The sequence below is a fragment of the Psychrobacter sp. JCM 18901 genome (assembly GCF_000586435.1).
In the GTDB taxonomy this organism is placed as follows: Bacteria; Pseudomonadota; Gammaproteobacteria; order Pseudomonadales; family Moraxellaceae; genus Psychrobacter.
Window position 1 is genome coordinate 353,873 of record NZ_BAWH01000001.1, and the last position, 19,062, is coordinate 372,934.

Annotated in this window: 14 protein-coding genes and 6 pseudogenes; 12 read left to right on the plus strand and 8 right to left on the minus strand. The window is 43.4% G+C overall.

The window, feature by feature from the left end; genetic code table 11:
- Window positions 1-213: 213 nt before the first annotated feature.
- The 5 genes and pseudogenes from TT11_RS01755 (at window position 214) to TT11_RS01775 (ending at window position 5,077) form a co-directional block, all read left to right on the plus strand.
- Window positions 214-1,096: pseudogene (locus tag TT11_RS01755) on the plus strand (SDR family NAD(P)-dependent oxidoreductase).
- A gap of 307 nt (window positions 1,097-1,403) precedes the next feature.
- On the plus strand, window positions 1,404-2,441 hold the full coding sequence (locus tag TT11_RS01760) for a DUF1852 domain-containing protein (protein ID WP_261868880.1): 1,038 nt from the start codon (window positions 1,404-1,406) through the stop codon (window positions 2,439-2,441).
- Window positions 2,442-2,495: 54 nt separating this feature from the next.
- Window positions 2,496-3,523: pseudogene (locus TT11_RS01765) on the plus strand (methionine synthase).
- A gap of 107 nt (window positions 3,524-3,630) precedes the next feature.
- Window positions 3,631-4,146 (plus strand): flavin reductase, encoded by a 516-nt coding sequence (locus TT11_RS01770; RefSeq protein WP_261868881.1) that lies wholly within the window; start codon window positions 3,631-3,633, stop codon window positions 4,144-4,146.
- A gap of 135 nt (window positions 4,147-4,281) precedes the next feature.
- Window positions 4,282-5,077: pseudogene (locus TT11_RS01775) on the plus strand (sulfite exporter TauE/SafE family protein).
- Between the two features lie 214 nt (window positions 5,078-5,291).
- Here TT11_RS01775 and TT11_RS01780 read toward each other — a convergent pair.
- The 4 genes from TT11_RS01780 to TT11_RS16835 form a co-directional block, all read right to left on the minus strand.
- Window positions 5,292-5,687, minus strand: coding sequence for a hypothetical protein (locus tag TT11_RS01780; protein ID WP_261868882.1), 396 nt, complete (start codon window positions 5,685-5,687; stop codon window positions 5,292-5,294).
- Between the two features lie 156 nt (window positions 5,688-5,843).
- Window positions 5,844-6,374 carry an inorganic diphosphatase gene (locus TT11_RS01785; protein ID WP_057759479.1) on the minus strand — a complete coding sequence of 177 codons (531 nt, stop codon included), beginning with the start codon at window positions 6,372-6,374 and terminating at the stop codon, window positions 5,844-5,846.
- Between the two features lie 194 nt (window positions 6,375-6,568).
- Window positions 6,569-7,258, minus strand: coding sequence for an octanoyltransferase (locus TT11_RS01790; protein ID WP_370587748.1), 690 nt, complete (start codon window positions 7,256-7,258; stop codon window positions 6,569-6,571).
- Window positions 7,144-7,407 carry a hypothetical protein gene (locus TT11_RS16835; RefSeq protein WP_370587735.1) on the minus strand — a complete coding sequence of 88 codons (264 nt, stop codon included), beginning with the start codon at window positions 7,405-7,407 and terminating at the stop codon, window positions 7,144-7,146. The genes TT11_RS01790 and TT11_RS16835 overlap by 115 nt, the downstream gene beginning before the upstream one ends.
- A 406-nt stretch (window positions 7,408-7,813) precedes the next feature.
- Between TT11_RS16835 and TT11_RS01795 the strand changes: the two genes are divergently transcribed.
- From TT11_RS01795 to pncB, 5 genes and pseudogenes are all read left to right on the plus strand, one after another.
- Window positions 7,814-9,298: a coniferyl aldehyde dehydrogenase gene (locus tag TT11_RS01795; RefSeq protein ID WP_370587736.1), complete on the plus strand. Its 1,485-nt coding sequence runs from the start codon at window positions 7,814-7,816 to the stop codon at window positions 9,296-9,298.
- A gap of 423 nt (window positions 9,299-9,721) precedes the next feature.
- Window positions 9,722-10,542 (plus strand): annotated as a pseudogene (locus TT11_RS01800) (glycine betaine ABC transporter substrate-binding protein); the annotation flags it as partial.
- Window positions 10,543-11,082: 540 nt separating this feature from the next.
- Complete coding sequence (locus tag TT11_RS01805) at window positions 11,083-11,616, plus strand: proline/glycine betaine ABC transporter permease (RefSeq protein ID WP_261868981.1); 534 nt, start codon at window positions 11,083-11,085, stop codon at window positions 11,614-11,616.
- A 158-nt stretch (window positions 11,617-11,774) separates the two neighbouring features.
- Entirely contained in the window at window positions 11,775-12,617 is an 843-nt protein-coding gene (locus TT11_RS01810) for an ATP-binding cassette domain-containing protein (RefSeq protein ID WP_261868883.1), read from the plus strand.
- Between the two features lie 272 nt (window positions 12,618-12,889).
- A complete protein-coding gene (gene pncB, locus TT11_RS01815; RefSeq protein ID WP_101205386.1) occupies window positions 12,890-14,116 on the plus strand; it encodes a nicotinate phosphoribosyltransferase in 1,227 nt (408 codons plus the stop codon).
- A gap of 82 nt (window positions 14,117-14,198) precedes the next feature.
- Here the strand turns inward: pncB and xseB are convergent, their stop codons facing one another.
- The 4 genes and pseudogenes from xseB to TT11_RS16840 form a co-directional block, all read right to left on the minus strand.
- Window positions 14,199-14,381 carry an exodeoxyribonuclease VII small subunit gene (gene xseB / locus TT11_RS01820; RefSeq protein ID WP_370587749.1) on the minus strand — a complete coding sequence of 61 codons (183 nt, stop codon included), beginning with the start codon at window positions 14,379-14,381 and terminating at the stop codon, window positions 14,199-14,201.
- A gap of 122 nt (window positions 14,382-14,503) precedes the next feature.
- Window positions 14,504-15,223, minus strand: coding sequence for an exodeoxyribonuclease VII large subunit (locus tag TT11_RS01825; RefSeq protein WP_261868884.1), 720 nt, complete (start codon window positions 15,221-15,223; stop codon window positions 14,504-14,506).
- Window positions 15,165-16,034, minus strand: a complete 870-nt coding sequence (locus tag TT11_RS01830) for an exodeoxyribonuclease VII large subunit (protein WP_261868885.1) — start codon at window positions 16,032-16,034, stop codon at window positions 15,165-15,167. Before TT11_RS01830 ends, TT11_RS01825 begins: the two co-directional genes overlap by 59 nt.
- Before the next feature lie 367 nt (window positions 16,035-16,401).
- Window positions 16,402-16,771, minus strand: a pseudogene (locus TT11_RS16840) (hypothetical protein).
- A 303-nt stretch (window positions 16,772-17,074) separates the two neighbouring features.
- On the opposite strand from TT11_RS16840, the gene TT11_RS01845 reads away from it, so the two are divergent.
- Both TT11_RS01845 and zapE read left to right on the plus strand, forming a co-directional pair.
- Window positions 17,075-17,734, plus strand: coding sequence for an alpha/beta hydrolase (locus TT11_RS01845; protein WP_261868888.1), 660 nt, complete (start codon window positions 17,075-17,077; stop codon window positions 17,732-17,734).
- A gap of 133 nt (window positions 17,735-17,867) precedes the next feature.
- Window positions 17,868-18,969: pseudogene (zapE, locus tag TT11_RS01850) on the plus strand (cell division protein ZapE).
- The last annotated feature ends 93 nt before the right edge of the window (window positions 18,970-19,062 follow it).

The following is a 19,062-nucleotide window of genomic DNA, read 5'->3' on the forward strand; positions in this document are numbered from 1 at the left end:
AATTGATCAAAAAAAAGCTTAGCACTTAACACTTAGTAATTAACAATAAGCTAAAAATATGTTTATAAATATTTATGTCGACGACGAAATTTGTAAAGGTCCCGTTAGCTAACGCCCACTATGGTTTTGTTCACTCCATACGACATTTTTTTTGCTATGCTATAACCGAATACCAATAACTATAGAATAAACGAAAAGGACTTTTTATGGCCAATCTCTCGAAAAAAAGCAATTACCAAAGCCGTCAAAGGCAAGAATATTATCATCACAGGCGCTTCAAGTGGTATCGGCGAGCGTACGGCTTTTTGCTCAGTGAATGTGGTGCGCATGTTATTTTGCTAGCCCGTACTGAAGATAAGCTAAAAATGGTCAAGGAAAACATTGAAACGCTTGGCGGCGCGGCTAGCTACTATCCATGCGACCTGACCAATATGGATGAGATTGAAAAAAAACCAGTGAAAAGATTTTGGCTGACTTTAAGCATGTTGATGTACTAGTCAACAATGCAGGACGTTCGATTCGCCGTTCAGTGCATGAGTCGGTCAACCGTTTTCATGACTTTGAACGTACCATGGAGATTAATTATTTTGGCGCGGTCAAAATCATTCTTGGTTTCTTGCCAACGATGATTGGTCGCCAAACTGGTCAAATCGTGAATATCTCATCAATTGGAGTATTGGCAAACAGCCCTCGTTTTTCAGCGTATGTCGCGTCAAAGGCAGCTTTAGATGCATTTAGTCGCTGTTTGGCTGCTGAAGTCAAAGGCGATAACATCAAAGTGACCAATATCTTTATGCCACTTGTACGTACCCCAATGATTGCGCCAACCAAGCTATACCGTTATATGCCAGCATTGATGCCTGACGAAGCAGCAATGATGGTCGCAAAAGCCATCGTTCATAAGCCAAATAGCATTGCGAGTAATATGGGCAAATTTGCCTCGGCGACTTATTCACTGGTACCAGCATTTAACGTTGGTGTCCAGTCCATTGGTTATCGTATTTTCCCAAGTTCAACTGCTGCACAAACGACTGATAGCAAGCCTAACCTTGCTCAGCGTGCCTTTGCCAAGATTCTTCCTGGTGAGCATCACTAGAATCGATTTATTATTAGCTTTGAATACGATGAAAAAAGGATACTACGGTATCCTTTTTTATGCCTCAAATACTCTTAAGCAGTATAAAAGCCTTCTTCACCGCCAGTATGTGAAAGGCTTAGTTATATGTTAAATGAACTCTTAAAACTTCCGCTGTTAAATTTCCTTTATATCTAAGTTTCAGGAAGATGAATAAAATTCATCTTATGTTTAAATTGTATCGTTTTTATTCATGTTTAGATTTCGGTATGATTCACCTCATACACAGATTTGGTTTTATCTCAGATAAATAAGGTAGCGAATCACCATGAGTAAAGAATTCAATTGTTCAATTAAGCACATTCGTTTTGACGAAAACTATCAGCCTGCAGATAGCACGCGTTTGACGACTAACTTTGCAAATTTGGCACGCGGCGAGCACCGCCAAGAGAACTTACGCAAAACGTTAACCATGATTAATAACCGCTTCAATGCATTGGCGCATTGGGATAATCTGACAGCAGATCGTTATTCTGTTGAAGTTGATATCATTTCTGTCGATCTGGATGTTAAAGGCAATGGTCAGACCTTTCCTATTATCGAAACGCTAAAAACAACGATTGTGGATCACAAAGAAAACAAGCGTATCGACGGCATGGTTGGCAACAGTTTCTCATCTTACGTGCGTGATTATGACTTTAGTATTGTGTTACCAGAGCATCGTGACAAAAACCTAGCATCCATAACGCCAGATAATTTTGGTGAGTTGCATGGCAAATTGTTTCAGTATTTATTAAATTCAGAGGCTTACAACGCTCATTTTCACAAAAAACCAGTGATTTGCCTGAGCGTGTCAACCAGCAAGACTTACTATCGTACTGTCAATCAGCATCCTGTATTGGGCATTGAATACAAGCAGGATGAATACTCGTTGACCGACGACTACTTTCATAAAATGGGCTTAACGGTACGTTATTTTAAGCCTGAAGGTAGCGCCGCGCCATTAGCATTTTATTTTGCAGGGGACTTGCTCAGTGATTACACCGATCTTGAGCTGATTAGTGCAATCAGTACCATGGAGACCTTTCAGAAGATTTACCGTCCTGAGATTTACAATGCCAACTCAAGCGCTGGACAAGTATATCAACCTAGCCTGAATTACCAAGACTATTCATTGACTCAAGTAGTCTATGACCGTGCCGAACGCAGTCAGATGGCAGTGACCCAAGGTAGATTTACTGAGACACACTTTATCAAGCCGTATCAAACAATCCTTGAGGAATGGGCTGCAAGCTATGATGTAACAGGCGAGACTGCTGAAAAATCTGCTGCTGATAAAGAAAAGGCTAGGAAGCAAGCCGCTTAACTGAGCATCCCTCATCAACATAATAAAAAATAAATTAACTAGAAGATAAATCGTATGAAACTACTATTACCGACGTCTACCGCTGGCAGCTTACCAAAACCGTCTTGGCTAGCAGAACCAGAGAAAATTTGGTCACCTTGGGCGTTAGAGGGCGAGCAGTTGCTTGAAGCCAAGCAAGATGCGCTACGTGTATCATTGCAAGAACAGCAGCATGCAGGGATTGATATTGTCAGTGATGGTGAGCAGACGCGTCAGCACTTTGTGACTACGTTCATCGAGCACCTTGATGGTGTTGACTTTGAGAAGCGTGAAACGGTCAAAATCCGCAATCGCTATGATGCGAGTGTGCCGTCAGTTGTCGGTGCCGTGAGCCGCCCGAAGTCCGTGTTCGTTGATGATGCCAAGTTTTTACGTCAGCAAACCGACCAGCCAATCAAATGGCGTTGCCAGGGCCGATGACGATGATTGATACGTTATATGACGGTCATTATAAAAGCCGTGAAAAATTAGCTTGGGAATTTGCTAAAATCCTGAATCAAGAAGCAAAAGAATTAGAAGCGGCTGGCGTCGATATTATCCAGTTTGATGAGCCTGCATTTAATGTGTTCTTTGATGATGTGAACGACTGGGGTATTGCGACTTTAGAGCGCGCCATTGAAGGCCTAAAATGTGAGACAGCTGTCCATATTTGCTACGGCTATGGCATCAAAGCCAATACCGATTGGAAAAAGACACTGGGCTCAGAGTGGCGCGAATACGAAAAAGCGTTCCCTAAACTGCAACAGTCGAAAATTGATATTATCTCACTGGAGTGTCAAAACTCACGTGTACCTATGGATCTGATTGAATTGATTCGTGGTAAAAAAGTGATGGTCGGTGCCATTGATGTGGCAACCAATACTATCGAGACACCGGAAGAGGTGGCAGATACGCTACGCAAAGCGCTACAATTTGTCGATGCTGACAAGCTGTATCCTGCGACCAACTGCGGCATGGCACCTTTGTCTCGCCAAGTCGCACGTGGTAAGCTCGCGGCATTAAGCGCTGGTGCTCAAATCGTTCGTCAAGAACTGACTGCTTAGAGTTTAGCCGTTTAGGAAGTTCTATTTAAAGAATTTCCCTTGCAAAACTAAAATTGAAGCACAATTTTTTTAACGTTATTTTTTTAACGTTTCTCGGGATTGAAGCAATGATTAAAGATAGGATTGACGCGACCGACTTTAGAGATGCCATGTCTTTGCTAACGACTGCGGTCAATGTGGTGACTACAGAAGGCGCGACGGGCGTACATGGGTTTACAGCATCGGCAGTATGTAGTGTCACAGACACACCGCCGACCTTGCTTGTCTGTATGAATCAAACGTCTCGGTCACATGGCTATTTTCTGGAAAATAAGATTTTAAGTGTCAATGTATTAGGCGCGCAACATGAGCAGCTGTCCAATGCTTTTGCCTCTAAGCTGTGTTCAGAAGAACGGTTTGAATATGGTTCTTGGACACAATTACAAACAGGCGCTCCTGTGTTGGAGGATGCCTTGGTCAGTTTTGATTGTGAGATTGAACAAATTCAAGAAGTCGGCACGCATAGCGTCTTTATGTGCCGCGTTGTCGCCATCAATCAGGCTGAGTCACAAGGCGGCACTGATGAAGGGTTGGTTTACTTCAATCGTGCCTACTCTAGAGTGGGGCAAGTGGAGCTTATTTAATCCAATACCTACAATCCAACACCTAAGCCTATGGGCTATTGCTCGTTCAACATTAAGCAGTCATTTAACTATAATTATCATCTCATTAAATCTAAATAAGAAGTAACTATCCTGTGGAATTAATAACTTTTTTTAATAATAGGGGCGCTAGCAGGATTTGCTGCGGGGCTATTTGGAGTGGGCGGTGGCACTATCATCGTACCACTGCTATTTATTGTCTTTACGCAAATGGGTTACAGTCCTGACAGTATTATGCACTTGGCCTTGGGTACTTCACTGGCGACTATTATCGTTACGTCCATAAGCTCGCTCATGGCGCATAATAAGAAGGGCGCAGTCATGTGGCCTGTCTTTAAAAATCTGACGCCAGGTTTGGCGATAGGGTGCTTTTTAGGGGCGGGGATCGCAGGACAGATATCTGGGTTGTACCTCCAGTTAATTGTTGGTGTGTTTTTGCTTTGGGTCGCTTATAAAATGTTTATGGGCGGCAAAAAGAAAGCAAGTAACGAAGCTGGTAATGTCCATATAGCTTTACCTTCAAAGCCTAAGCAATTAGCAGCAGGGGCGGGTATCGGTATTGCTTCTGCTATTTTTGGGATTGGCGGTGGTAGCTTAACCGTACCTTATCTCACGCGTTACGGTGTGGTGATGCAAAAAGCCGTTGGAACCTCAGCCGCTTGTGGTTTACCTATCGCCATTGCAGGTGCGCTAGGATTTATGTTCTTTGGCATGCAAGCTCAAGTCGACGTGCCCAATACGATTGGCTTTGTTCACATCTATGCTTTTTTGGGCATTAGCATTATGAGCTTTTTTACCGCCAAGCTAGGCGCAAAAGTCGCTCACGCATTATCGCCGCAGTTGTTAAAAAAAATGCTTTGCGGTACTGTTGACCGTCGTAGGCTGTTACTTTTTATATAAAGGATTGTTCTAAGTGATTTGAGATTAATGGACGCTTGAAAAGATTCAAGGGCAGGTTTTCAATTAGCATACCGACTAGCTACATTCTTAAATTATAGCTAATCGGTATGTAGCTGTATGGGGAATATGTCGAGCCAGTTTCTTATTTAGCTAAATCACTTAACCAAATACTCGCCATAATATCCAAAATATTCCTATCATCAAGACGGCGATCACGAGCAATCGTTTTAGCAATAAGGCAGTAGAGGTTTCTTATAGCCTAAGTCATTCAACTGACTATCGACACCGTCTTGCAGCCCCTTAAACCCTTGGCTCTGTTTGGTCGTTTTAACACGATTTTTTACCAATGGTCCAGGCTCGTCTTCCTCTTGCTCTCTATCAAAACTGATGGCTTGATTTGGAATGCCTTGTTTACTAGCGATGGTATTGAGCTTCTGTTGTTGCTTTACTTTCAGCTGGGTCTCATAAGCATCAATTCTACTTTTGGCTTCATCCATACTGATGTTTTCGTCTGTCGCCAAAGTTTTAATGGCCATTACTAGGTTGTTTTTTTCGACCATCATAATGACGTCTCTTGGCAACTTGGTATTGACCGGTTTTGCGCTAGGGTCGGGGTTAAACATGACTGTCCTTATTACGGCGTATAAGTGTGAATGAGTAATATGCTCATTATAACCATGTTAGATAAGCAATGTTCAAGCAAAAAAATACCGCAGCCACTATGGTGACTGCGGTATTTTATGATTTATCGTTATTGGCATTTTTGCAATATTTGATAATTATAGATCTTTCCAGCGTTGGATAGACTCTTTGATAACTTCTTTCGCTTCTGCAACATCACCCCAAGATTCAACAACCGTCGTACCAGCTTTTTTCAGGTCTTTGTAATGACTGAAATGGAACTCTAATTGGTTGATCAACTGCTTTGGTAGGTCTTCTAAGCTGTTATAAGCATTACCTGTGTCACGGTCATCGGCAGGTACGACAACGATTTTGTCATCTACTTCGCCATCATCAACAAACTTCATCACGCCGATAACTTTTGCTTTTAAGAAAATACCAGTCGGTAGTGGCTGCTCAGTCAATAGCAATACGTCAAGCTCATCGCCGTCTTCGTCAAGTGTTTGTGGGATGAAGCCATAGTTACAAGGTTTAGCAAAAATCTGTGGGTCAATACGGTCAAGCTCAAATACTGCTAATTCGCGATTCCACTCAATTTTATGGCTGCTACCAGCTGGGATCTCTACTACTACGTTGATGATGCCGCCGTCTACGTCGCCTGCGTCCAAAATTTTGTTAAAATCTGCCATAAAATGCTCCAATTTGCTTTTGTTCTAAATGTTTGAATAAGGGGTTGAGCTAGGGATCCAGCAAGGATAGTTGCTGCGTCCGATTTGTACTGCATGCGATTATAGCAAGTTTGTACTGAATTTTCTCTTAATGCTTAAGTCTAAGCGTGCAAGATATTATGCAAAAAAAGATTATGCAAAAACGGACTCAACATTTACTTGGGCGCGATAGCTCGCAACTCAATCAGACCAGCATGACGCTTGGCGATGTTATCAATAAGTTTTTGAGTGACTGTCTCATAGCTGAATGAATCGCTCATTTGCTGCCCGGTTTGCGACTCTGGCTCTGTTTGCTCTGAATCTGTCTGCATGGCTACAAAGTCAGACAATCGCAACATTTGCATGCCGGCATAACCACAAGGATTAATGGCGTTAAATGAAGACAGGTCACAATTTAAATTAATCGCAATACCATGGTAGCTAAAGCCATGCTTAATTTTAAAGCCTAGCGAGGCCATTTTGCCAAGCATAATCTTATTATCAAGAGAACTGTCTTCTGTAGAGGTACTGTCATCTGTTGCAGCAGTATCTGCATATAAGTAGACACCTGGGGCATCGCGGCGTGCATGAGCACTGATATTATCACTATTAGATGGTGAGCTACGCAAACAGTCATTGATGACGTCTTCTATCGCTTGCTCAGCATGGGAGACGAGATTGCGCACACTCCATTTGAGACTGTCCAAGTCAAACAACCAATAGATAACCAGCTGCCCATGACCATGCCATGTCACCTGACCACCGCGATCGGTCTTGATGATAGGCGTGTCAGTACGCTGTAATATATGCTCTTCTTTACCTGCCTGTCCAAGCGTGTAGACATCGTTATGATCGACAATCCACAGTTCATCAGGCGTACGTAGCCTTGTTGTTTTTTTAGATCGATACGTTCGAGGGTGCGTGCCAGCATCGCATCGAGAGTAGGGACATAATCGGCCGCTGATAGAGACTTGCTGACAAGCGTATCATTGAGGGGTTGTGTGTCATTTTGCATGAGAGTATCTGTCTTATTATTATCAAGTTTAAAATAAATAATGATCATCGGTAGTGTAGCAGTTTTGGCGACTATCGCCCAAAGATATATACTGTCGCAATGTCTGCAAGTGGCGTAAATGTTAATAATAAACAGCTAGCAATTGATGACGAAATAATAGGTATAGAACCGTGGTAAGTCGCTTATAAAGGTACTGCTAGTACAGACGCAGTAGTCAACCAAAGGTGCTGTTCATTGCTCAGTCGATGCGCTACATTAAAGTGTGATGAATGGAATCTGATGAAATTTATAGTCAGAGTAGGTTATCAAAGAGTGCACCTGACTAGAAAGATAGCGCCTCTAACCCAATATAGTATAGTGACTACAAACCTTATGACTATTACTATGATTATGACAAGGAAGACAAATGACAGATAGCAACCAAAGCGCTCATGAGCAGCCAGTGACCGAGACAGGTTTTGCGCTGCAGCGTGTGCCTGAAGCCCTAAGTACGGCGAAGACTATCGATGAGATGAAAGCGCAATTTTCACGCTTGCAAATGTTAAGCCGTACCCAGCCAATCAATGATTGGGCCACTCGTACGACGCAGCTAGACAATCTAGAAGTGATGCTTAGCGACAACCAAGAGAGTTTTGCAAAGGCGATTAGTGCAGATTTTGGCTATCGTAGCCAGTCAGAGACGCAGTTTGCTGAGTTGTTTCCTAGCTTTACCGGTATCAGTCACGCCAAAAAACACGGCAAAAAATGGATGCAAGCACATCGTGCGCCTATTTCAGCGCTATATATGCCAGCTCATAATGAAATTCAGCCGCAGCCATTGGGTGTGGTCGGTATCATGGTGCCTTGGAACTATCCGTTATTTTTAGCAATTGGCCCGATGATTGATGCACTCACCGCAGGCAATCGCATTATGGTCAAGATGAGTGAAGCCGCACCGCAATTTGCTCAGACGTTTGCTGATGCCATTGCTCGTTATTTTTCGCCAGATATGATCTGTGTGGTGCTCGGTGAAGTTGAGATTGCCGCCGCCTTTAGTGAGCTACCATTTGACCATCTGCTATATACCGGATCGACTGCGGTGGGCAAAAAAGTCATGGCTGCGGCTGCGCCTAATTTAACGCCAGTGACGCTTGAGCTTGGTGGTAAATCACCAGTGATCGTACTAGATGATGCCAATCTAGAGTCTGTCGTCAATCGAGTGATGATGGGTAAGACACTAAATGCTGGGCAGACGTGTATTGCGCCAGATTATGTCTTGATTCAGCGCCAATACCATGACCAGTTTATCCAACTCGCAAAAGAGTGGATGACCAAGCATTATCCTAATATTGAAGAAAACCCAGATTACTCTCGCATTATTAATGGTGAGCAGTTCAAACGGGTAAATGGCTATCTAGATGCGCTAACAGGTGGCGAGGTACATGCGTTAACTGGCGCCGAACCCAATATAGAAACCCGTCTGATGCCGCCAGTCATCGTCAGCGAGCCTGCGCCTGATAGCGACCTTATGCAAAACGAGATTTTTGCTCCGATATTGCCGCTGATGCATTATGAGACGCTTGATGATGCCATTTACTTTGTGAACTCGCGTCCACGGCCATTGGCGCTATATGTGTTTAGTGACAACTACAGCAGTATCGAAAACGTGCGTAATAATACGGTCTCGGGTGGTTTGTGTATCAACGAAGTTTTGATACATGTGGCTCAGCATGATTTGCCGTTTGGTGGCGTGGGTGACTCTGGTACTGGCGCGTACCACGGTAAGGCTGGCTTTGAACGCCTCAGCCATATGAAGCCAATTTTTGTACAAACCAAGCTCAATGGTCTGAATTTATTATTGCCGCCTTATGGTGGACTTTTTAAAAAGGCGATGGCGCTGTTTTTGAAATAACAATTCTTGAGTTAGACATTTTATAGTAGCTATAGAAATTAATAGTGACCTTTTTAATCGATACCATAACCAATAGCACCTATCCAGATAGGTGCTATTTTTTTTATCTAAAATACCAATTTACAAATATAGATTTCTAAAATTAAGAGCGACTTTTCATAAGAGCTTTATCAAAATTATCGTAAATTTATCTAATGCGTTAATCGACAAATAAGCATTTGTCATCACTTCTATAAATCGCTACACTTTGTAGTAAGTCTAAACAACAGTAGATAGTAGCTGAATGGTCTATGGCTAGCTTGGTAAACTTGTTATAGCGACGTTCAGCTTTTTTAGCTCTATTGTTTTAATAGTGATTTCATGCCGATACAACATAATAATAGGAAAGAGTATGCGCCAATGGATTGCATTAAGCTACTGTGGATGAGCGCGATACTACTGCCTGTATCGGCGTCTGCTGCCTGCAATTCAACGATTAAATTTGGGGCGCTAACCTGGGAGAGTGGGCAATTTACCTCCGGCGTACTCAAATATATCGTAGAAGACGGATACGGCTGCACAGTAGAAGAAGTACCAGGAGCAGGGCCTGCACTTGATACAGCGCTATCACAGAATGACATTCAGGTCATCGGAGAGCAGTGGGTTGGCCGTTCGCCAATCATGGAAAAAGCCATTAAACAAAATAAAGTGGCTATCATCGGCGATACGCTAAAAGGCGGTGCAACTCAAGGCTGGTATGTCCCGCGATACGTCTTGGAAGAGAACCCAGGACTACGCAGCTATCAAGATTTGCCTAAATATACTGAGCTATTTAAAGACCCTGAAGACCCTGGTAGATCTCGCTTTATGAACTGCCCCTCTGGTTGGACATGTGAGATTTTTAACACACGTTTGCTAAAAACCACCGGCCTAGACAGCCTTTTTAACAACGCACACCCTGGTACGGGTGCTGCTCTCGATGCCGAAATTGCCTCCGCTTTTGAACAGCATAAGCCACTATTGTTTTACTACTGGCAGCCTACTGGCTAATGGCCAAATATGACCTTGCGCCACTAGAGTTCCCAGCTTATGAGGATGCTTGTTGGCAAAATCTGCTGCTCGCTGATGGTAAGATGGATTGCGTGTCAGGATTCCCAGTATCACCGTTAGGTATTGCCGTTTCTACCCCGTTTGTCGAATCCAATCCTGAACTAGCCGCTGTCTTTGAAAAGGTGCAATTTACCTCTGATGAGCTCAACGGTGCTATCTTGGAGATGAGCGAAAGTAAACGTACTGGCGATGAGCAAGCCATGGTGTTTTTGCGTGACAACCCAGAGGTTTGGCAAGCATGGTTATCCGATGAAGCCGCTACCAATCTTGCTACCAAGTTAGGCCTTAGCTCAACGGGTGCTATTTCTACAGAAGCAACTGCATCTAGTATCAATGCGTCAGCGCTCGCCTCAAGCTTTCCTTCATGGTCGCTTGAGACCCCACTCAATAATGCCTTAGCAAATGTGGTCCAAAACTATGGTGATGTATTTCGTACTATTAGCACAATGGCGCTTACTTACCTGCTATTACCTATTGAACGATTATTAACGGTTATCCCACCTTGGTTGATTATTGCATTTGTGACTGTGCTTGGCTGGTTTGGTGTCCGCAAGATTTGGTTCGCGCTGGCATGTGGTACAGGGCTATTTTTGATAGGTGCTTTTGGTTTATGGGGCGCACTGATTGATACTTTAGCGCTGCTTATCGTATCGGTACTGGTCACGGTGGTGATTGGTATTCCTATTGGTATCGCTATGTCAGGTAGCAAACTGCTACGCAAGATTGTGACGCCAGTGCTAGATATCATGCAGACCATGCCGAGTTTTGTATATCTCATACCAGTGCTGATGTTGTTTGGTATTGGTAAAGTGCCTGCGTTATTTGCGACTGTGATTTATGCACTGCCGCCCTTGATTCGTCTGACGACGTTAGGGATTACACAAGTCAATCATGAAATGGTCGAGGCAGGGCGCTCTTTTGGTAGTACGCATTTACAGCTACTTCTCTGGATTAAATTGCCACAAGCATTGCCCAGTATTATGGCAGGTATCAATCAGGCTGTGATGATGTCACTTGCCATGGTGGTATTGGCTTCAATGATTGGTGCTCCGGGGCTTGGTGAAGATGTATTGCAGTCTATCCAAACGCTCAATATCGGTCAGGGTTTACAAGCAGGTACGGCCATCGTTATCGTTGCTATTATCATTGACCGTATCACGCAAGCATTTGGACAAGGTAAGCGTACCCGTCAAAAAACCATCGAAGCAGGCAGGCGTCCGATTGGATAGAAGGTTGTGTAATGGTGGTATAAGACTGAATCCATGGTAATCGACCGAAGCCCTAATGATAAAAACTACATGAATAGTGAGAGCACCGATGACTCATATCCAATTAAAAAAATATCAGTAAGATTTATAATGCCAGTATTACGCAAGCACAGTCTGCATTGGCATTGCTGGCTGAGGGTATGGATAGCATCAAGGTAAAAGAGCAAACGGGCTACTCAGTTGGTCTGTATGATATCAATCTAGATATCAAGGCAGGCGAGTTGCATTGCATCATGGGTCTATCAGGATCGGGCAAGTCAACGCTGATACGCCATATTAACCGTTTGATCGATCCAACCAGTGGCGAGATATGGGTAGATACTGCTTTGAATAGAGATCATACAACTCATACAACAGCTGATAGGCAATCAGTGATAGATAATATGAGTACGGTAGTAGAAGAAAGCTCTGCTGCGGCTATTAATATTTTAGCGCTCAACGATAAAGAGTTGCAGCATTATCGTCAGCAGACCGTCAGTATGGTTTTTCAGCATTTCGGCTTAGTGCCGCATATGACGGTCATACAAAATGTCGCTTATGGTCTGCGTGTCCGAAAAATGAGCGTAAACGAGCGACACGAAACGGCTCGACATTGGCTGAATGAAGTAGGGCTATCAAATCTGGAAAACAGCTACCCTGATGAGCTCTCAGGCGGTATGCAGCAGCGCGTTGGTCTGGCTCGTGCCTTAGCGACGGATAATCCAATTTTACTAATGGATGAAGCGTTCTCTGCACTTGATCCGCTCATTCGCGCTCAGTTGCAAGACCAACTACTCGAATTACAAGATCGATTGAACAAGACCATTGTATTTATTACCCATGATATTGATGAAGCTGTCAAAGTAGGTCAGCGTATCAGTATGCTAAATGGCGGTCGACTCATACAAACGGGGAGGCCAAGCGAGTTGCGGCATAATCCTGCTGATGACTATGTCGAGCAGTTTATGAGTGCAAAAGCGTAAGCTATGATAATTATCTACGAATAGGTTGTCTGGATAGACTTATACGATGTTTTTATAAATGGTTTAAATAATCGCAATCATTTTACTGGCATTTCACTGTCATTTTACGGCAATCAAAAGTGAACTCTGAAATAAATACCAAAATTCGTTATACTGAACGGTTTATCGATGGCTCATAATGAATGAGCGTGTATTGTTTATCGTCCACATATGATGTCGCTTTGTCTATCAAATGACGTTTGTTTCTTATTTTGCACTTTTAAGGCCATAGCATGACCGTTTCTTATGCACCTATTATTACTTCATTGCTTGATAATGATTTGTACAAATTTACGATGTTACAAGCCATGCTGCATCAGTTCCCGCAAACTCATGGTGTTTATCGCTTTCGCTGCCGTAATAACAAAGATGCCGCCTATCCATTGGCTGATATCCAAAAAGATCTAGAGCAGCAACTAGACAGCTTATGCGAATTGCGCTTTTTGCCAGATGAGCTAGAGTACTTACGTAGCCTGCGCTTTATTCGCTCAGATTTCGTTGATTATCTAGAGCTATTTAAGCTAAAACGTCGTTTTATTACGGTAAGTACAGACGATAAAGGTCGCCTGTTTATCGACATCGAAGGGCCAATGATTCAAGCGATGTTCTTTGAAGTATTTGTACTAGCCATTGTCAATGAGCTGTATTTTAATGCGCTATCTAATGACAGCGTGATTGAAGAAGGACAACGTCGCCTCGATGCAAAAGTAGCGCTATTACATCAGTATGCCGAAGAGCAAACCCAGTACGATCAGGATACACCGCCATTTATCGTCGCTGATTTTGGCACGCGTAGACGCTTTAGTCGACGCTGGCAAGCACACGTAGTGAAAACGTTACATAAAGCCGAGCCAAAGATAGTCGGTGGTACATCAAATGTGTATTTGGCCAAGCAATTAGGAATGACGCCGATAGGCACGATGGCGCACGAGTTTATGCAGGCGTTTCAGGCATTAGATGTGCGTCTGCGCGACTCACAAAAGGCCGCGCTTGAAGCATGGGTGCATGAGTACCGTGGCGACTTGGGTATTGCATTGACAGATGTGGTTGGAATGGATGCGTTCTTACGTGATTTCGATTTGTATTTTGCCAAGCTATTCGACGGTCTGCGTCATGATAGCGGCGACCCATATATTTGGGGTGATAAGGCAATTGCCCATTATGAGAAGCTAAAGATAGACCCAAAAACCAAGATTCTAACTTTTAGCGATGGGTTAGATTTAGAGAAGGCGTGGGAGCTGCATCAATACTTTAAAGGTCGCATTAGAACCAGTTTCGGCATCGGCACCAATCTGACCAATGATATGGGCATTACGCCGATTAATATCGTGCTCAAGTTGGTAGAGTGCAATGGTCAGCCAGTCGCTAAGCTGTCTGATAGCCCAGGCAAGACCATGATCAATAACGACACGTATCTTGCCTATCTGCGTCAAGTGTTTGAGGTTGACGAACCAGAGTAAACAGAATATCAAACTGTTGCGTTGCCAAATGAGCTTGATGCGCTTGGTTTGACTAATCAGCTGCTATTTAGTGGCTGTTTTTTTAACTATCAACACTACTGGTAGATTTTTCTTCGGCAAAGGCCGCATCTAGTGCTTGCTGTACAGCATTGATACGAGTCTCGCAAACGCGATAAGCGGCAATAGATTCTTCGACCGTTGTCATCAGATTATCAATATCAGGCTCATCCTGTTGCTGTAGTTCAGCCGCATTGGTTTTTAAGATATCGTAAGCCGCCTTAAAGGTTTTTGGGGCGGCTTTTTTTGCGTCTGCGAGTAGGGGTAGTCATAAAATTTCCTAATTTTTAAAGGTAAGTCGGTGAATAATCGTTAGATATTATTATTTGGTTAATTTAGAGTGTCTGAGTTTTTCGTCGCTTCTTTATCCATATTGACATCGATAATCTGTGCTTTTGCATTGCCATCTTTTAAAATAATATTGACGGTTTGCTCAAGATACAGTTGGGTACTACTAGTGAGGGTTTGCTTGTTTTGAGCATCCATTAGCATGGTATAGCCTTGCTTGAGTACGCGAGACGGGCGATGTAATAGCACAATATCACGTAGATGTTCGCTATCGCGCTGTGCTTGCACAATTTGCTGCTGCGCGTTCTGCATGATTGACTCTTGATAACTTCTGCTATTAATAGCGGCTTTTGCGAGCTGTTGATGGGCCAAGGTTTGCGTTTGTGTATATCGCTCAACCGTCAGTCTGACTGCTTGCTTTACTTGGCGCTGGGCACTTTGTTGAATACTGCGCCATGCATAGTCACTGTCTTTTCGTAGAGCGGTGAGCTGCCCAATCGTTTGCGACTGTATTTGACTTAACTGGCGTGCGGTTTGTTGCTCAGCAGTATTCAATTGACGCTGAGCCGCTTGCTTGATTTGCGCTTGATATTGTAGCGTCTGAGTGACGAGCTGGGCCAAGTGGTTATGGATAGCAGCAATCACCTTTGAGGGTGTGTCAAAGCTAGTATGCGCCACTTCATCTAAGATGACCTTGTCACGCTCATGACCGATGCCACCCAGACAGGAATAGCTGCTCAGCAACCAGAGCGGCCAACTCATAATCATTGAGATAAGCCAAATCACCAACCGCACCGCCGCCGCGAATGATGACTAGTAAGTCTGGTAGACGCTGATAAGTATCGTAAAACTGCTGCTGGGCGCTAACGATGGCTTGGCGGATTTCAGCGGGCGCATGATTGCCCTGAAAAGTCGAATTATGGTAGTGGAACTGACACGCACCTGTACTGGCTAAGCGATCGGCATCTGCTTGAAAATCGCCTAAACCAGCCGCCTTTTCAGGAGCGATGACCAGTACATGCTCAATATCAAAAGGAGCGGGTAGCTGCTGATTAAGATGTAATAACCCTTCACCTGTTAGGCGGTCAACCATTTCTGCATATTGCCGTGCCAAGTCGCCTAGCGTATAGCTGGGGTCGATATCTTCAATCGTGATTGAAAAGCCGTACTGGGCATGGAAGCCTGCCGATACTTTAAGGAGTACGGTCAAGTCGCGCTCAAGCGGCATACCAGTCGCACGTTCAAATTTAGCTAATACACGAGCCGCTTTAAAGCGCCAGAGATTGCCACGGCAGCTGGCGACCACTTTGCCATCACCATCTTTTTCTGCCAATTCAAAGTAGTAATGACCACCTTTACTCGACAGATTACGAATTTCAGCTTTTACCCAGACACGGTGGTCAAAAGTTTGTTTGATAACCATTTCAACCGCTGATAAATAATCACTTAGGCGTAGGACCGTATCCTCTAGATGGTCCTCCTGCTCAGCGAGTTCTGCCTCTAGAGTGGCCAAATCTTTGGCAGGTACTAATACTTTGGCCTGTTTAATATTTGAAAGATTGGGTTTGCGCATAATATTAGACCAAAGATAATGAAAATATGAAGAACGAGGACGTGCTGAATACGATAGCGGATAGTTTAACTTAAAAAGGAGAGCACAAAAAGCGAAGCCAACAAGCTTTGATTGATATATTATCTATATTGCAGTTTGTTGGCTGTTTAATCAGAGAAAGATTGTATGTCACTTAATGTTGGCGGTTAGATCGTAAACCTGTTTGCGTCTAAAAGAAGTTGTCGTGTAGAGAAAAATAGATAGATATTTTTAGCTAGATATAGTCGGTTCAAGATAATTTAGATACAAGGAGGGCAAGTGAAAGTGCTACAAAGAGTAGGCTGAGTGATCCTGACACTGTATCTGATTTATATGATATGGACGATATTTATTGGCAACGGAAGTTAATGGTGTATTCATAATCATCGCTACGTGACAAATCTGGTGTACCTGTGCCAAATATCGAGCCAACGACAGCACCTACTTGGCCAACCATACGACCAGTACGCTCGTTTAAGATACCATTATATTTTACGTTGTCATCAACGATAATCACTTGCTTGCTTCGACAAGTTTTTTTGAGCACTATCAATTGCGTTTTGTTGTGCTTTGACCTTGGTATCAGCGATACCTGTTGTCTCATAGATAGAGTTGGCACGCTGAATCACGGGTGAAGAAGGCGTACTCTGACAGGCGCTCAAAGCAAGTGCAGCCACTAACGTTGCCGTCAAACTGGCAGTTTTATTAAAAGTATTCATAAATAATTCCTGATTTATATAAGCAGAACGTCTTAGCTATAGGCAAAGCTTTATGAATGTAGCTTATCTAGATATTACCTGTCTAGACAGTTATTGTGTGCTGTATTACCGGTATATTGCCGATGAACCTTGCCCTAGATATAAATCAATTTAATATCTTAAGAACAGCAATATTCCAAAACGGCAGACAACCGTTATTGACCAAAAATAAAACAAGTCGCATCCGTACACAGCAAATCACTTGAAATATAAATTGTATCTAGGATAATTGAGCCATTCATTTTTTTATTAATAAGTAATACTATGCAATTGATTCCTGCTCCTGCTGGCGTGCTCGAGGTTGACGCACTGTGGCAAAATGACAATCCCAATGACCCAAGTACAGACACGGTGGCGCTGCTGTGCCATCCCAATCCTTTGTTTGATGGTACGATGAATAACAAAGTGGTCACCACCATGTATCGCTTTGCCCGTGATAATGGTATGCACGTGGTGCGCTTTAACTTTCGCGGCGTTGGCCAATCGACAGGCGAGCATGATTATGCGGAAGGTGAAGTGGTCGATGCAATGACCGTGCTACAATGGATTGCTGAACAAACCAATGCTCGAAAGCTATGGCTGGGTGGCTTTTCTTTTGGTGGCTATGTTACTGCACGCGTGGCTGAGCAAGTGCTTGAAGCCGCACATATATGGGGACTGGATGACTTTGAAGTAACGAAAATTGCCCTTATCGCACCATCAGTCGAAAAAAACGACAGTACTGATATTAATTTGCCTGCGGATAGAACTTTTGAGATTTATGGTAATGCGGATGAGGTGATTGAACCTGACAATATGCAGGCATTTGCAGACCGATTAGGCATTGAAGTCAGTGTGGTTGATGGCGCAGGTCATTTCTTCCATGGTCGCTTATCAGAGCTCAAGGGTTTATTAGACAAGCATAGCTTTGGGCAGGACAGCTAAGTTTATTCATAGCTAGCTCAGCTTGATGGTTTCCGTTTTGATATGGTTTAGCATGGCTTGCTTGGTAGCACCAGCACTGTGCTAAATTATCCTACTATTTTGATATTTATTTAATCCAACGATGAGTCGTATTATGAGTTTATCTCCATTGCAACGTTACGAGAAAGCCGTCAGTACAGATGAGTTTACTCGGGATGAGCAGCAATTTCAGGCCATGAGCTATCTTGATGAGATATACCATCAGCTCATCAATAGCGCACCGCAAAAGAAAGGTTTTTTTGGCTTTTTAAAATCTAAGCCTGTCGCGCCGACGGGTCTTTATATGTGGGGCGGTGTCGGCCGCGGTAAAACGTGGATGATGGACATGTTTTATGACTCATTGACCATCGAGCGCAAGATGCGTCTGCATTTTCATCATTTTATGCAGCGTGTCCATAGAGAGCTTAATAAACTACAAGGTGAGAGTGATCCGTTAGAGAAAGTCGCTGATATTATTTATAAAGAAGCGGTTATCATCTGTTTTGATGAGTTTTTTTGTTTCTAACGTCTCTGATGCCATGATATTGGGCGATTTGTTCACTATGCTGTTCAATCGCGGTATTACTTTGGTGGCTACTTCAAACATTGAGCCAGCTGGACTGTATAAAGATGGCTTACATCGTGACCGTTTTATGCCTGCCATTGCGGAAGTTGAGCGTCATACGACGGTAATGAATATTGACTCGGGAATTGATTATCGTCTGCGCGTATTGCAACAAGCTGAGTTATACGAAGCGCCGCTTACTAAGGCGAACTACCATTGGTTAGCCAACCGTTTTGCGAGCTTGTCGAATAATCAGAAAATTAGTAAAGAGCCCATTACTATCAATGGACGAGAAGTAAAAATCAACGCTTGTACCGAAGATATCTTATTCTGTGACTTCCGTCATCTCTGTATGGCACCGCGATCAGCCGCCGATTTTATTGAGCTTGCCAAACGCTTTAGCACCGTTTTAGTTGACTCTGTACCAGCGCTAGATGACGACTTGCGTGATCCAACGCGTCGCTTTATTTATCTTGTCGATGAGTTTTATGATCGCCGTGTAAAACTATTGGTACGGGCAGAGCAGCCGATTCTAGACTTGTATCAAGGAGAGAAGCTGGCGTTTGAGATTGAGCGTACTCGCTCACGTCTGCTTGAGATGCAGTCAGAGGACTATCTACGCATGGACCACCGAGTCGAAGATGTTGCGTAGTTTATTGCTGAGTTGAGACTGCCTATGTGTAGCTCTCAACTGCTTTATAATTGTTAGAAAATAAGAAAAAGATATTATAAATGACAAGTAGTG

Bases quoted from the DNA above. Each gene is read 5' to 3' on its own strand.
- TT11_RS01760 (WP_261868880.1), top strand. From the start codon at position 1,404: ATGAGTAAAGAATTCAATTGTTCAATTAAGCACATTCGTTTTGACGAA.
- TT11_RS01770 (WP_261868881.1), top strand. From the start codon at position 3,631: ATGATTAAAGATAGGATTGACGCGACCGACTTTAGAGATGCCATGTCT.
- TT11_RS01780 (WP_261868882.1), bottom strand. From the start codon at position 5,687: ATGTTTAACCCCGACCCTAGCGCAAAACCGGTCAATACCAAGTTGCCA.
- TT11_RS01785 (WP_057759479.1), bottom strand. From the start codon at position 6,374: ATGGCAGATTTTAACAAAATTTTGGACGCAGGCGACGTAGACGGCGGC.
- TT11_RS16835 (WP_370587735.1), bottom strand. From the start codon at position 7,407: ATGCAAAATGACACACAACCCCTCAATGATACGCTTGTCAGCAAGTCT.
- TT11_RS01795 (WP_370587736.1), top strand. From the start codon at position 7,814: ATGACAGATAGCAACCAAAGCGCTCATGAGCAGCCAGTGACCGAGACA.
- TT11_RS01805 (WP_261868981.1), top strand. From the start codon at position 11,083: ATGTCAGGTAGCAAACTGCTACGCAAGATTGTGACGCCAGTGCTAGAT.
- pncB (WP_101205386.1), top strand. From the start codon at position 12,890: ATGACCGTTTCTTATGCACCTATTATTACTTCATTGCTTGATAATGAT.
- TT11_RS01825 (WP_261868884.1), bottom strand. From the start codon at position 15,223: ATGAGTTGGCCGCTCTGGTTGCTGAGCAGCTATTCCTGTCTGGGTGGC.
- TT11_RS01830 (WP_261868885.1), bottom strand. From the start codon at position 16,034: ATGCGCAAACCCAATCTTTCAAATATTAAACAGGCCAAAGTATTAGTA.
- TT11_RS01845 (WP_261868888.1), top strand. From the start codon at position 17,075: ATGCAATTGATTCCTGCTCCTGCTGGCGTGCTCGAGGTTGACGCACTG.